We start from the raw sequence: 12,263 nt of genomic DNA on the forward strand, positions 1-12,263 counted from the left end.
ATGGGCCTTTTTTGTTTTGCCTGCCGGTAAAATGACGTAGAATGGCGGCCACCGACGGTTAGAAGCCGAAGGACGGGCTTTCAGGCGGGGGACGATGCATTTCGGTGGTGCCTACGAAGACGAGATAGTTGGCAAGGCCTATGACGGGAGGCTCATGGCGCGGTTTGTCCGCTACGTGCTTCCCTACCGGTGGCTCGCCGTGGCAGCCCTCTGCCTCCTTCCCCTCTCGGCGGCGGCCCGGCTGGCCCAGCCGTGGATCATGAAGGTGGCCATCGATGAGCACATTATCACCGGCCGGATGGAGGGTCTGCCGCTGGTTGCGGCCGGATTTCTCGCCCTGATCCTTGCCGAGTCGCTCCTGACGTTCTTTGAGGTCTGGCTCCTCCAGTACCTGGGGCAGAGGGTGATGTTCGATCTCCGCATGGAGCTCTTCAGCCACGTCCAGCGGCTTCCGGTCGCCTTTTTCGACCGGACTCCCACCGGGAGCCTCGTGACGAGGCTCACCAGCGACGTGGAAGTCCTCGGCGAGATGTTCGCCGCAGGGATCATTACGGTGGTGGGGGACATCCTCTTCCTGACCGGGATCGTCGGGGTGATGCTCTGGATGAACCTGAAGCTCTCCCTGGTCACCTTCGCGGTCCTGCCGGTGCTCATCTGGGTCGCCTTTACGTTTCGGGTCAGGATGCGCAAGGCCTTCCGGGAGGTACGTGCCCGGCTGGCGAACCTCAACACCTTTCTGGCCGAGACCATCGGCGGCATGGCGGTGGTTCAGCTCTTCAACCGGCAAGAAACCGAGCGGCGGGAGTTTTCGCGGCTCAACGCCGCTTACCGGGACGCCAACCTCCCGGTCATCACCTGGGACGCCTCCCTCTATGCCCTGGTGGAGACCCTCTCCTCCATCGCCGTGGGGCTCATCATCTGGTACGGCGGGGGGGAGATCGTCAGCGGCGCCCTTACCTTCGGGGCGCTGGTGGCCTTCATCCAGTACACCGAAAAATTTTTCGGCCCCATCCGGGATCTTTCGGCCAAGTACTCCATCATGCAGGGAGCCATGGCGGCCCTGGAGCGGATTTTCAACCTGCTGGACACCGAGAAGGATGGATACCCCTCACCCGGCCTTCGGCCACCCTCTCCCTCCAGGAGGGGGGCCGGGGATGAGGGGGCAGTCAACACCATCGTCTTCAAGGATGTCTGGTTCGCTTACAAAGGCGAGGAGTACGTCCTCCGGGGGATTGACCTCGCCATCCGGCGGGGGGAGAAGGTGGCTCTCGTGGGGGAGACGGGCGGCGGCAAGACGACGGTGACCCGGCTCCTCTCCCGCTTCTACGACGTGAGCAGGGGGAGCATCAGCTTTGACGGCACCGACATCCGGGAGCTGCCCCTTCCCGACCTCCGGCGCCGGATCGGCGTGGTCCTCCAGGAACCGTATCTTTTCACCGGCACCATCGGGTTCAATATCTCCCTGGGAGACGAGGGGGCCGCTGCCAGGATGGAGGAGGCGGCACGGCTTGTGGGGGCCGCCCGGTTCATCGAGGCGCTTCCCAATAAGTACGACGAGGAGGTGCGGGAGCGGGGGGTGAACCTCTCCGCCGGCGAGCGGCAGCTCATCTCCTTTGCCCGTGCCGTGGCTTTCGACCCGGAGATCCTTGTCCTCGACGAGGCCACCTCCAGCGTCGACAGCGAGTCTGAGCGGCTCATCCAGGAGGGGCTCCGGGCGCTCATGGCCGGGAGGACGTCTCTGGTGGTGGCCCACCGCCTCTCCACGGTTCAGGATGCCGACCGGATCGTCGTCATCCGCCGGGGTGAAAAGGTGGAGGAGGGGACCCACCGGGAACTCCTGGCCGCCGGAGGAGTCTACGCGCGGCTTTACCAGCTTCAGTTCAGGGAACAGGACACACGATGAAACATCTCATCCTCGGCACCGCCGGCCATATCGACCACGGCAAGACCTCCCTCGTCCGGGCACTCACCGGCATTGACACCGACCGCCTCCCCGAGGAGAAGAAGCGCGGGATCACCATCGAGCTCGGCTTCGCCCACCTTGAACTGCCGGGCGGTCTCCGGTTCGGCATCGTGGACGTGCCGGGGCACGAGCGTTTCGTCCGGACCATGGTTGCCGGTGTAGGGGGGATGGATCTCGTGATGCTCGTCATCGCCGCCGACGAGGGGGTCATGCCCCAGACCCGGGAGCACCTGGAGATCTGTCAGCTCCTGGGGGTGAAGAAGGGGCTCGTGGCCCTCACCAAGAGCGACATGGTGGACCCCGAGTGGCTTGGTCTCGTGGCCGAAGAGGTGCGGGAGTACCTGGCAGGGAGCTTCTTGGAGGAGGCGCCGGTGGTGCCGGTCTCGTCCCGGACCGGCGCGGGGATCGATGATCTCAAGGGGGAACTGGCCCGCCTTGCCGCCCAGGTGGAGGAAAAGCGGAGCGAAGGCCCGTTCCGCCTCCCTGTGGACCGGGTTTTCACCGTCACCGGCTTCGGCACGGTGGTGACCGGAACGCTCCTGGCCGGCGAGATCCGGGTGGGGGACGAGGTGGAGCTGCTCCCCACGGGCAGGGAGGCTCGGGTGCGGGGCGTGCAGACCCACGGCCGGAAGGGAGATGCGGCCGGCGCCGGGCAGCGGGTGGCGGTGAACCTCCAGGGGGTCGAGCACACGGAAGTGGTGCGGGGGGACATCGTGGTGCCCCGGGGTGTTTTTCGGACCACCCGTGCCGTGGATGTCCGCCTCGACCTCCTACCAACGGCCCCCAAGGAGCTTCGGCACCGGGCCACGCTCCGGCTCCATTCAGCCACCTACGAGGTGCCGGCCCAGGTGATCCTCCTGGACCGGGACGTCCTGGCGCCGGGGGAATCCGCCTTTGTCCAGCTTCGCCTGAAGCATCCGGTGCTCCTTCTCCCCGGCGACCCCTTCGTGCTCCGCTCCTACTCCCCCCAGGTCACCGTGGGCGGTGGCCGGGTTCTGGACCCGATGCCCCCCCGTCGCCGGCGGCGCTCCGATGAGGCGCTGGCGCTTCTTCATGCCTTGGGGGAGCACGCCGAGGCGGACACCGTCAGACTCCTGGTGGCCGGAAGTCTCCTCTCCGGTGTTGCCTTCGAGGAAATATCGCTCCGCAGCGGCCTCTCTCCCCGCAGGGCCGAGGCTGCCCTGGCCTCGCTCCTGTCGGCCGGCGAGGTGGTGCAGGTGGTCCGAGAACCCCGGATCCTCCTCTCCCGGGACGCGTTCGGCTCCCTCAAGTCCCATCTTCTGGGGGAGGTGGAAGGGTATCTGCGGGATAACTCGCTGAAAGAGGGGATCGGCAAGGAGGAGTTGAAGACCCGCCTTCCGAAGCGGAGTGATCCCCGTTTCTTCACGCCACTGCTGACTTCCCTCGAAAAGGAGGGGAAGGTGGTGGTGGAGCGGGAACTGGTGAAGCTCCCCGGCCGCAAGGGGGAGCCGACCGTGGACCAGTCCGGCCTCCAGGGGCGGATCGAGGCAGCTCTTCTGCGGGGGGGCTTTGAGCCTCCCACCGTGAAGGAACTGTGCGACCAGCTCCGCTGCGGCGAGAAGGAGCTTCTGGAGCACCTGAACATCCTTGCCCGGCAGGGGCGGGCCGTGAAGCTCAAGAGCGACGTGTTCTACCCCCCCGGCCCTGTCGGAGAGATCCGGGAGAAACTCGTCGCCCGCCTTCGGGAGAAGGGGGAGATCACCCCACCGGAGTTTCGGGAGCTTACCGGCCTCTCCCGTAAATTCATGATCCCTCTCCTTGAGTTTTTCGATCAGGAGAAAATCACCATCCGGGTTGGCGACAAGCGGATTCTGCGTAAGGGGTAGAGGTTTGCACGCTGGAGCATTGCAAGAGTTTCATTATGGCGTACTATTTAACGGCCAGTTTTGGGAAAGCGGGACGCAGAGAGGAGAGTGCCGATGGAGAAGTTTCAGGTTCTTCTGGTGGAGGATAATCCGGACGATGAATTTCTCGCGCTGCGCGCCTTGCGCAAGCAGGGAATCGACAACGTTGTCGTTGCCCACGATGGGGAAGAGGCCCTTGCCCGTCTTCTGGGCCCCGGTTCTCCGGGGGGTGGAGGGGAGTTTCTCGAACCGGCGTTTATCCTGCTCGACCTGAAACTGCCGAAAATAAACGGTATCGAGGTTCTCACCGCCCTTCGCGGCAACGAGAGGACCAAGCGGGTTCCGGTCATCGTCATCAGTTCGTCCCGGGAGGAGACCGACCTGAAATGCTGCCGGGAGTTGGCCGTCCTCAGCTGCCTGACCAAGCCGGTGGATGGGAAAGAGATAGTTGGCATCCTGGAGAAGGCCGGCCTCTTCGATATACACCCCTCTTGACGCGCCCTGCCCCGTGGGGGGCCGACGACCCTCATTCCACGCCCCATCGGGTAAAAATACCTTCACAAGTCGGGGGTAATGTGGTAATTGATACGACTTTCCAGCTGCTTTCCCTTCTCACTTTTTCCCGCGACGGTTACCTGTGATGGCAAAGAAGATCTGCATAGCGAATCAGAAGGGTGGGGTCGGCAAGACCACCACCGCCGTCAACCTTGCCGCTTCCCTTGCGGCGGCGGAAAAGCGGACGCTCCTGGTGGACATGGACCCCCAGGGGAACGCCGGAAGCGGCGTCGGCATCGACAAGGGGAGCCTGACGGAGTCGGTCTACGACGCCATCATCAACGACGCCGATCCGGCAACGCTCATAGTCAGGACCGACCTCGCCTGTCTCGACCTCCTTCCCGCCACCACCGACCTGGCCGGCGCCGAGTTGGAACTCGTTTCCGCCATGGCGCGGGAATGGAAGCTCAAGGAGGCCCTGGCACACCTTGATGACCGGTATGACTACATCATCATCGACTGTCCCCCGTCCTTAGGGCTTCTCACCGTCAACGCCATGACCGCCGCCGACTCGGTCCTTATCCCGCTCCAGTGCGAGTACTACGCCATGGAAGGGCTTTCACAGATCATCAAGACTATCAAGCTGGTTCAGAAGGGGCTCAACCCGAAGCTCGCTATTGAAGGGATCCTTCTCACCATGTACGACGGCCGCATCAACCTTTCCCGCCAGGTAAGCGAGGAGATCCGGACCCACTTCGGCTCCCTTGCCTTTCAGACCGTGGTCCCCCGCAACGTGAGACTCTCCGAGGCCCCGAGCCACGGCCGTCCCATCATCCTGTACGACATAACCTCCAAGGGGGCCGTCACCTATATGGAACTGGCCAAGGAACTCATGGAAAGGGAGGTGCACCATGGTTAGGAAGACCGGACTCGGCAAGGGGATGGCGGCCCTTCTCCCGGTCGTGGAGGAGGAGGGGAAACGCTACTTCTCCTGCCCCATCGAAGAGATTCGTCCCAACCGGAACCAGCCCCGCAAGACCTTCACCCCCGACAGGCTGGAAGAGCTTGCCGCATCCATCCGCGAGAAGGGGATAATCCAGCCCCTCGTGGTGCGGAAAAAGGGAGACCACTACGAGCTCATCGCCGGCGAGCGCCGCTGGCGGGCCGCCCAGAAGGCCGGACTCCGCGAGGTGCCGGTGGTCATCCAGGACGTCTCCGAGGATACCGCCCTGGAGATGGCCCTCATCGAGAATATCCAGCGGGAGGACTTGAACGCCGTGGAGGAGGCCGAGGCCTACCACGCCCTCATGGAGAACTTCAGCCTGACCCAGGACGAGCTCGCGAAGAGGGTGGGGAAGGATCGATCCACCGTGGCCAACTCCCTGCGGCTCCTGAAGCTTCCCGCCGAACTGAAGAAGGACATCGTCGAAGAGCGCTTGGCCATGGGCCATGCGCGGGCGATTCTTGCCCTCGATACCGACCTCCAGATGCGGGAAGCCCGCGATGCTGTTGTCAAGGGAAACCTCACCGTGCGCGAGGCGGAAAGCCTTGTGAAGCGCCTGAAGGGGGAGCAGAAGCCCAAGCCTAAGGTTGCAACCGTGGAGGTCCATGCCGCTGACCTCGTGGAGCAGTTGCAGCGTCGCTTCATGACAAAAATTGCGGTTCGCAAGAGCGGCAAAGGGGGCAAAATCGAGATTGCCTACGGCAGCCGCGACGAACTTGCAAGAATCGTCGATCTTCTGCTTGGTTAAAGGGCGTGCGACACGGTCGGGCGCATGCACGCCGTATCGTTTTTTGGATAAATATGTTGACAAGTGCCAATGCGTGTGATAGCTAACGTCTGTTTTGCGGCCTTACGACCGCATATTTTTTTGATACAGTACCCCGTATACGGAATACAAACTACAAGTGGTGGATTTTACGGAGCGGTAGCGTGATAAGTTTAGATCTTGCCTTTGTGATTCAGTTCGTAAACTTCCTGGTTCTCCTCCTGGTTCTGAACATCTTCCTCTACAAGCCGATCAGAAAAATCATGGCGGACCGGAAGGCGCAGATTGACGGCGCAAAAGAGCGGGCCGCGGCGGTTGACAAGGACGTGCAGGAAAAAATGGCACTCTACGAAGCCCGCCTGCGCGAAATTAAGGCGAAGGCCAATGCCGAGCGTGAGACCCTTCGCAACGGCGCGCTTCAGGAAGAGGCCGCTGTCATCGAGAAGGCCCGCAAGGAGGCTGCCGATTCTCTCTCCTCCATCAAGAACAGGGTGGCGCAAGAAGCCGCTGCTGCCAAGCAGCTCCTGGCGGAACAAGCCCGTGCCCTGTCCCTTGAAATCAGCGAGAAAGTCCTTGGGAGGAGTCTGTAACATGGCAAACGCATGCAAGAAGAAAGGGCTCCTGAAGTCCGTGATGATGCCTGCGGCGGTCTGTGCCGCCGTGATCGGCCTTTCAGCCCTCGGGTTTGCCGCCGAGGGGGGCGAGGGTGCCCACCACGTTGACACCGGCAAGCAGATGAAGGATTTCATGTGGAGGGTCATCGACTTTGCCGCCCTTCTCGGTGTCATCATCTGGGCCCTCAAGAAGGCCAATGCCAAGGGTGCCCTGGCAGACCGCACCGCCAACATCGAGAAGGCCCTCCGTGAAGCCGAGGAGGCCCGGGCAGCTGCCGAGAAGAAGTTTGCCGAGTATAGCGGGAAGCTGGAAAAGGCGAACCTGGAAATCGACGATATCTACGCCGCAATCCGCAAGGAAGCCGAGTTGGAGAAGGAGCGGATCATCGCGGAGGCGAAGCTGACCGCCGACAAGATTCGCGAGCAGGCCGCCGCCACTGCCTCTCAGGAGGTTCTCAAGGCCAAGGCAGAACTCCGCGGGGAGGCTGCGCGACTTGCCGTTCAGATGGCTGAACAGTCACTGCGCGAGAACATCAAGAAAGACGACCAGGATCGGCTGGTTAACGACTATCTTACGAAGGTGGAGAACTTACATTGATCTCGAACGCTATTGCACGTCGCTACGCCAAGGCGCTGGTGCAGCTCGGGGCCGAGGAAGGCGCGGTCGACCGGTTCGGTGCCGAGTTGGGGCAGTTCGCAGCCCTGCTTGAAGGAAACGCCGACATCGATTCCGTCTTGAAAAGCCCTGCGTACCGCATTGAAGCCAAGAGGGAAATTCTCAAGGACGTTCTTGCGAAGTTGAGCCTCTCCGGCACGGTCTCCAACTTTCTCCAGGTTCTCCTCGACCGGGGGAGAATCAGTTTTCTTCCCCAGATTGCCCACAGCTATGCCGCATTCGCCGACGAGCTTTCCGGCGTCATTCGCCCGGTGCTCACTTCGGCTTTCCCTCTTGAGGATGCCCAGGTGGAGAGCATGAAGGGCGCGCTGGTCAAGGCAACGGGGAAGAAGGTGCAGCTGTCGGTCCAGGTGGAGCCCTCGCTCATCGGCGGGGTGATCACCAAGATCGGCGACAAGGTTTTTGACGGCAGCGTACGGACCCAGTTGAACAGGATTCAGGATATATTACAGAAGGGGTGAGAGGTTCCATGGAAATCAGAGCCGAAGAAATCAGCGAAATTATCCGCAAGCAGATCAAGGAGTACGGCAAGGAGGTCGAGGTGGCCGAGACCGGCACCATCATCTCCGTCGGTGACGGTATCGCCCGCATCCACGGCCTGGACAAGGCCATGGCCGGCGAGCTCCTGGAGTTCCCCGGCGGGGTCTCCGGCATGGTTCTCAACCTCGAAGAGGACAACGTCGGTGCGGCGATCCTCGGTGAAGACAACGAGAACATCAAGGAAGGGACCACCGTCAAGCGGACCGGCAGGATCGTCGAGGTTCCCGTAGGCGAGGCCCTCATCGGCCGCGTTGTCAACGCCATCGGCCAGGCCATCGACGGCAAGGGCCCGATCAACACCTCCACCTTCGGTAAGGTCGAGGTGAAGGCCCCCGGCATCGTCAAGCGGAAGTCGGTCCACCAGCCGATGCAGACCGGCCTCAAGGCCATCGACGCCATGGTTCCGGTTGGCCGCGGCCAGCGGGAGCTCATCATCGGCGACCGCCAGACCGGCAAGACCGCCGTTGCCATCGACACCATCATCAACCAGAAGGGTGGCGACCTCATCTGTATCTATGTCGCCATCGGCCAGAAGCGTTCCACCGTTGCCCAGGTGGTGAGCAAGCTCCAGGAGCACGGCGCCATGGATTACACCATCGTCGTTTCCGCCTCCGCCTCCGAGCCTGCACCGCTCCAGTTCATCGCCCCCTACACCGGCGTCACCATGGGCGAGTACTTCCGGGACAACGGCAAGCATGCCCTGATCATCTACGATGACCTCTCCAAGCAGGCCGTTGCCTATCGTCAGCTCTCCCTGCTCCTTCGTCGTCCGCCGGGGCGTGAAGCGTATCCGGGCGACGTTTTCTACCTCCACAGCCGTCTCCTTGAGCGTGCTGCGAAGCTCTCCGACGACTGCGGCGCCGGCTCCCTCACCGCGCTCCCGATCATCGAGACCCAGGCCGGCGACGTTTCCGCGTACATTCCGACCAACGTCATCTCCATCACTGACGGCCAGATCTACCTGGAGAGCGACCTGTTCTACTCCGGCGTCCGCCCGGCCATTAACGTCGGCCTCTCGGTCTCCCGGGTCGGTGGTTCCGCCCAGGTGAAGGCCATGAAGCAGGTTGCCGGTACGCTCCGTCTGAACCTCGCCCAGTACCGCGAGATGGCAGCCTTTGCCCAGTTCGGTTCCGACCTGGACAAGGCGACCCAGATGCAGCTGGCCCGCGGCGAGCGCCTCGTCGAGATTCTCAAGCAGCCCCAGTACCGTCCGATTCCCAACGAGAAGCAGGTCCTCATCATCTTCGCCGCCAACAACGGCTATGTCGATGACTACCCCGTTGCCTCCCTGCGCCGTTACGAGAGCGAGCTCTATTCCTTCTTCGACGGAAGGAAGGCTGATATCCTCGCCGAACTGCGCGACAAGAAGGCGATCGATGACGACCTCAAGGGCAAGATCGTTGCCGCCCTTGACGAATTCAAGAAGGAATTTACCGCGTAATCTAAGGACGGTCCTCCAGATATGGCAAGCCTGAAAAGCATTAAAAAACGTATTGTCTCGGTCAAGAACACCAGGCAGATAACCAAGGCCATGAAGATGGTCTCGGCAGCGAAGCTGCGCCGTGCCCAGGAAAACGTGGTTGCCGCCCGCCCCTACGCGAAGAAGCTGGGGGAGGTTCTGGGCCGCCTGGCCAAGAGTCAGGACGAAAGCGGAAGCCCCCTGCTGCAGAAGCGCATCAGCCAGAAGGCCCTCCTCGTGGTGGTTACCTCTGACCGGGGTCTCTGCGGTGGCTTCAACGCCAACATCTGCAAGGCCGCGGAGCGCTTCATCAGGGAGAAGAAGGCTGAATTCGCCGAAATCTCCGTGACCACCGTCGGCCGCAAGGGCTTCGAGTTCCTCAAGAACCGGCAGAAGATCCACAAGAACTACGGCAACGTCCTCTCGAACCTCAGCTATCCTACTGCTGCGCTTCTGGCCCAGGAAGTGATTGAGGGATACGTGACGGAGGAATACGACGAGGTCTATCTCCTCTTCAACGCGTTCCGGAGTGTCATGTCCCAGGACATCACCCTCCAGCAGCTCCTCCCGATTGTTCCCGAGGAGACAGCCGAAGAGGAGTACGTTCCCGAGTACATCTACGAGCCCTCCAAAGGGGAGCTCCTTGACGAACTCCTTCCCAAGCACATCGAGGTGCAGGTGTTCAAGGCGCTGCTGGAGTCGGTGGCATCGGAGCACGGCGCCCGGATGACCGCCATGGACAGCGCGTCCAAGAACGCCACCGAGATGATCGGCAAGCTGACCCTTCAGTACAACCGGGCCCGCCAGGCAGCAATCACGACCGAGCTCATGGAGATCATCTCCGGTGCCGAGTCGATCAAGGGATAAGTTAATCTCACGATTATAAAATAGAGGCCCGGCACGGGCCGCAGGAGGAAGAGGCACCATGAGTCAGAACTTTGGTAAAATTTCGCAGGTTATCGGCGCGGTTATCGACGTCGAGTTCGAGCCGGGCAAACTGCCTCCCATCTACAACGCCCTCCGGGTCACCAACCCGGCCATTGACGATAAAGAATACAACCTGGTGCTCGAAGTTGCCCAGCACCTGGGCGAGAATTCCGTCCGGACCATCGCCATGGACTCCACCGACGGTCTCGTCCGGGGCCAGGTTGCCCTCGACACCGGTAAGCAGATCTCCGTACCGGTCGGCCGCAAGACCCTGGGCCGCATCCTCAACGTCATCGGCGAGCCGGTGGACGAGATGGGTCCGGTCAATGCCGAGAAGGAGTACGGCATCCACCGTGAAGCCCCTTCCTTCGTGGACCAGTCCACCAAGGTCGAGGCCTTCACCACCGGCATCAAGGTCGTCGACCTCCTCGCTCCCTATGCACGGGGGGGCAAGATCGGCCTCTTCGGCGGCGCCGGCGTCGGCAAGACCGTTCTCATCATGGAACTCATCAACAACATCGCCAAGCAGCACGGCGGTTTCTCCGTGTTCGCCGGCGTTGGCGAGCGTACCCGTGAAGGGAACGACCTCTGGATGGAGATGAAGGAGTCCGGCGTTCTCGATAAAGCCGCCCTCGTCTACGGCCAGATGAACGAGCCGCCGGGAGCCCGCGCCCGGGTTGCCCTTTCCGCCCTCTCCATCGCCGAGTACTTCCGGGACGAGGAAGGGCAGAACGTTCTCCTCTTCATTGATAACATCTTCCGTTTCACCCAGGCGGGTTCCGAGGTTTCTGCGCTTCTTGGCCGGATTCCTTCCGCCGTTGGTTACCAGCCCACGCTGGCCACTGAGATGGGTGAGCTCCAGGAGCGGATCACCTCCACCACCAAGGGTTCCATTACCTCGGTTCAGGCCATCTACGTTCCGGCCGACGACCTTACCGACCCGGCTCCGGCAACGGCCTTCGCCCACCTGGATGCAACGACCGTTCTTTCCCGTCAGATCGCCGAGCTCGGCATCTACCCGGCCGTTGACCCCCTCGACTCCACGTCGCGGATTCTCGACCCCCAGGTAATTGGCGAGGAGCACTACGCCATCGCCCGCCAGGTTCAGTACGTTCTCCAGAAGTACAAGGACCTCCAGGACATCATCGCCATTCTCGGTATGGACGAGCTCTCCGAAGAGGACAAGCTGGTTGTTGCCCGTGCCCGGAAGATCCAGCGCTTCCTCTCCCAGCCCTTCCACGTGGCCGAAGCCTTCACCGGCAGCCCCGGCAAGTACGTTGAACTGAAGGACACCATCAAGGGCTTCCAGGAGATCGTTGCCGGCAAGCACGACGACATCCCTGAGCAGGCCTTCTACATGGTCGGCACCATCGAAGAGGCCCTGGAAAAAGCGAAGAAGCTTGCTGCCTAAGATTCACATGACCTCGTCGCAGGGAGGCCGTTGCGGCTTCCCTGCCAAAAGGATGAAGATAGATGGCTGAAAAACTGAAAGTCGATCTGGTAACACCCTATAAAAAGATTCTGTCCGAAGAGGTCGATGAGATCACGGCCACCGGTGCCCTCGGCGAGTTCGGCGTTCTTCCGGGCCACGCGCCGTTCCTCACATCCCTGAAGATCGGTGAGCTCACCTACAAGAAGGGCGGGCAGTTCTTCCATCTGGCCGTCAACTGGGGCTATTTCGAAGTGGAGGACGACAAGGTCACGGTGCTCGTTGAAACCGCGGAGCGGGCAGACGAGATCGATCTTGAGCGCGCAAAGGCTGCTCTTGGTCGTGCCGAAGCGGCCCTCAAGGGTCTCTCCCCTGAAGACAAGAGCTACAAGACCCAGGAGGCAGCCCTGGAGCGGGCCCTGATCCGTATGCAGGTGGCAGGCAAGTCCACCCGGAAGTAGCGAAAAATCACCACGTACCAAGAAGAGCGGCCTAGCCGCTCTTTTTTTTTCACTGATGCAGGCCC

At 61.8% G+C, this 12,263-nt stretch carries 12 protein-coding genes; all 12 read left to right on the top strand.

Annotated elements, in window-relative coordinates; genetic code table 11:
* Positions 1-94: 94 nt before the first annotated feature.
* Positions 95-1,903 (top strand): ABC transporter ATP-binding protein, encoded by a 1,809-nt coding sequence (locus tag KJB29_RS02125; protein WP_215733155.1) that lies wholly within the window; start codon positions 95-97, stop codon positions 1,901-1,903.
* A complete protein-coding gene (gene selB / locus KJB29_RS02130; protein ID WP_215733156.1) occupies positions 1,900-3,810 on the top strand; it encodes a selenocysteine-specific translation elongation factor in 1,911 nt (636 codons plus the stop codon). The genes KJB29_RS02125 and selB overlap by 4 nt, the downstream gene beginning before the upstream one ends.
* A 93-nt stretch (positions 3,811-3,903) precedes the next feature.
* Positions 3,904-4,323, top strand: a complete 420-nt coding sequence (locus tag KJB29_RS02135; protein ID WP_215733157.1) for a response regulator — start codon at positions 3,904-3,906, stop codon at positions 4,321-4,323.
* 145 nt (positions 4,324-4,468) lie between these two features.
* On the top strand, positions 4,469-5,242 hold the full coding sequence (locus tag KJB29_RS02140) for a ParA family protein (protein WP_215733158.1): 774 nt from the start codon (positions 4,469-4,471) through the stop codon (positions 5,240-5,242).
* Entirely contained in the window at positions 5,235-6,074 is an 840-nt protein-coding gene (locus KJB29_RS02145) for a ParB/RepB/Spo0J family partition protein (RefSeq protein ID WP_215733159.1), read from the top strand. The genes KJB29_RS02140 and KJB29_RS02145 overlap by 8 nt, the downstream gene beginning before the upstream one ends.
* Positions 6,075-6,256: 182 nt before the next feature.
* The gene (locus tag KJB29_RS02150) at positions 6,257-6,682 is read left to right on the top strand and encodes a F0F1 ATP synthase subunit B (RefSeq protein WP_215733160.1); all 426 of its coding nucleotides are present in this window, start codon (positions 6,257-6,259) and stop codon (positions 6,680-6,682) included.
* A 1-nt stretch (position 6,683) separates the two neighbouring features.
* Complete coding sequence (locus tag KJB29_RS02155) at positions 6,684-7,304, top strand: F0F1 ATP synthase subunit B (RefSeq protein ID WP_215733161.1); 621 nt, start codon at positions 6,684-6,686, stop codon at positions 7,302-7,304.
* The gene (gene atpH / locus KJB29_RS02160; protein WP_215733162.1) at positions 7,301-7,843 is read left to right on the top strand and encodes an ATP synthase F1 subunit delta; all 543 of its coding nucleotides are present in this window, start codon (positions 7,301-7,303) and stop codon (positions 7,841-7,843) included. Before KJB29_RS02155 ends, atpH begins: the two co-directional genes overlap by 4 nt.
* An 8-nt stretch (positions 7,844-7,851) precedes the next feature.
* Positions 7,852-9,363, top strand: a complete 1,512-nt coding sequence (gene atpA / locus KJB29_RS02165) for a F0F1 ATP synthase subunit alpha (protein ID WP_215733163.1) — start codon at positions 7,852-7,854, stop codon at positions 9,361-9,363.
* Between the two features lie 21 nt (positions 9,364-9,384).
* Positions 9,385-10,248: an ATP synthase F1 subunit gamma gene (atpG, locus tag KJB29_RS02170; RefSeq protein ID WP_215733164.1), complete on the top strand. Its 864-nt coding sequence runs from the start codon at positions 9,385-9,387 to the stop codon at positions 10,246-10,248.
* Positions 10,249-10,306: 58 nt separating this feature from the next.
* Complete coding sequence (gene atpD, locus KJB29_RS02175; protein WP_215733165.1) at positions 10,307-11,719, top strand: F0F1 ATP synthase subunit beta; 1,413 nt, start codon at positions 10,307-10,309, stop codon at positions 11,717-11,719.
* 62 nt (positions 11,720-11,781) lie between these two features.
* Positions 11,782-12,198 (top strand): F0F1 ATP synthase subunit epsilon, encoded by a 417-nt coding sequence (locus tag KJB29_RS02180; RefSeq protein ID WP_215733166.1) that lies wholly within the window; start codon positions 11,782-11,784, stop codon positions 12,196-12,198.
* The last annotated feature ends 65 nt before the right edge of the window (positions 12,199-12,263 follow it).

Source organism: Geobacter grbiciae, assembly GCF_018531165.1.
GTDB lineage: Bacteria > Desulfobacterota > Desulfuromonadia > Geobacterales > Geobacteraceae > Geobacter > Geobacter metallireducens.

What these genes read in the sequence shown, in the direction of transcription:
- KJB29_RS02125 (WP_215733155.1), top strand. Translation starts at nt 95, where the DNA reads ATGCATTTCGGTGGTGCCTACGAAGACGAGATAGTTGGCAAGGCCTAT.
- selB (WP_215733156.1), top strand. Translation starts at nt 1,900, where the DNA reads ATGAAACATCTCATCCTCGGCACCGCCGGCCATATCGACCACGGCAAG.
- KJB29_RS02135 (WP_215733157.1), top strand. Translation starts at nt 3,904, where the DNA reads ATGGAGAAGTTTCAGGTTCTTCTGGTGGAGGATAATCCGGACGATGAA.
- KJB29_RS02140 (WP_215733158.1), top strand. Translation starts at nt 4,469, where the DNA reads ATGGCAAAGAAGATCTGCATAGCGAATCAGAAGGGTGGGGTCGGCAAG.
- KJB29_RS02145 (WP_215733159.1), top strand. Translation starts at nt 5,235, where the DNA reads ATGGTTAGGAAGACCGGACTCGGCAAGGGGATGGCGGCCCTTCTCCCG.
- KJB29_RS02155 (WP_215733161.1), top strand. Translation starts at nt 6,684, where the DNA reads ATGGCAAACGCATGCAAGAAGAAAGGGCTCCTGAAGTCCGTGATGATG.
- atpA (WP_215733163.1), top strand. Translation starts at nt 7,852, where the DNA reads ATGGAAATCAGAGCCGAAGAAATCAGCGAAATTATCCGCAAGCAGATC.
- atpG (WP_215733164.1), top strand. Translation starts at nt 9,385, where the DNA reads ATGGCAAGCCTGAAAAGCATTAAAAAACGTATTGTCTCGGTCAAGAAC.
- atpD (WP_215733165.1), top strand. Translation starts at nt 10,307, where the DNA reads ATGAGTCAGAACTTTGGTAAAATTTCGCAGGTTATCGGCGCGGTTATC.
- KJB29_RS02180 (WP_215733166.1), top strand. Translation starts at nt 11,782, where the DNA reads ATGGCTGAAAAACTGAAAGTCGATCTGGTAACACCCTATAAAAAGATT.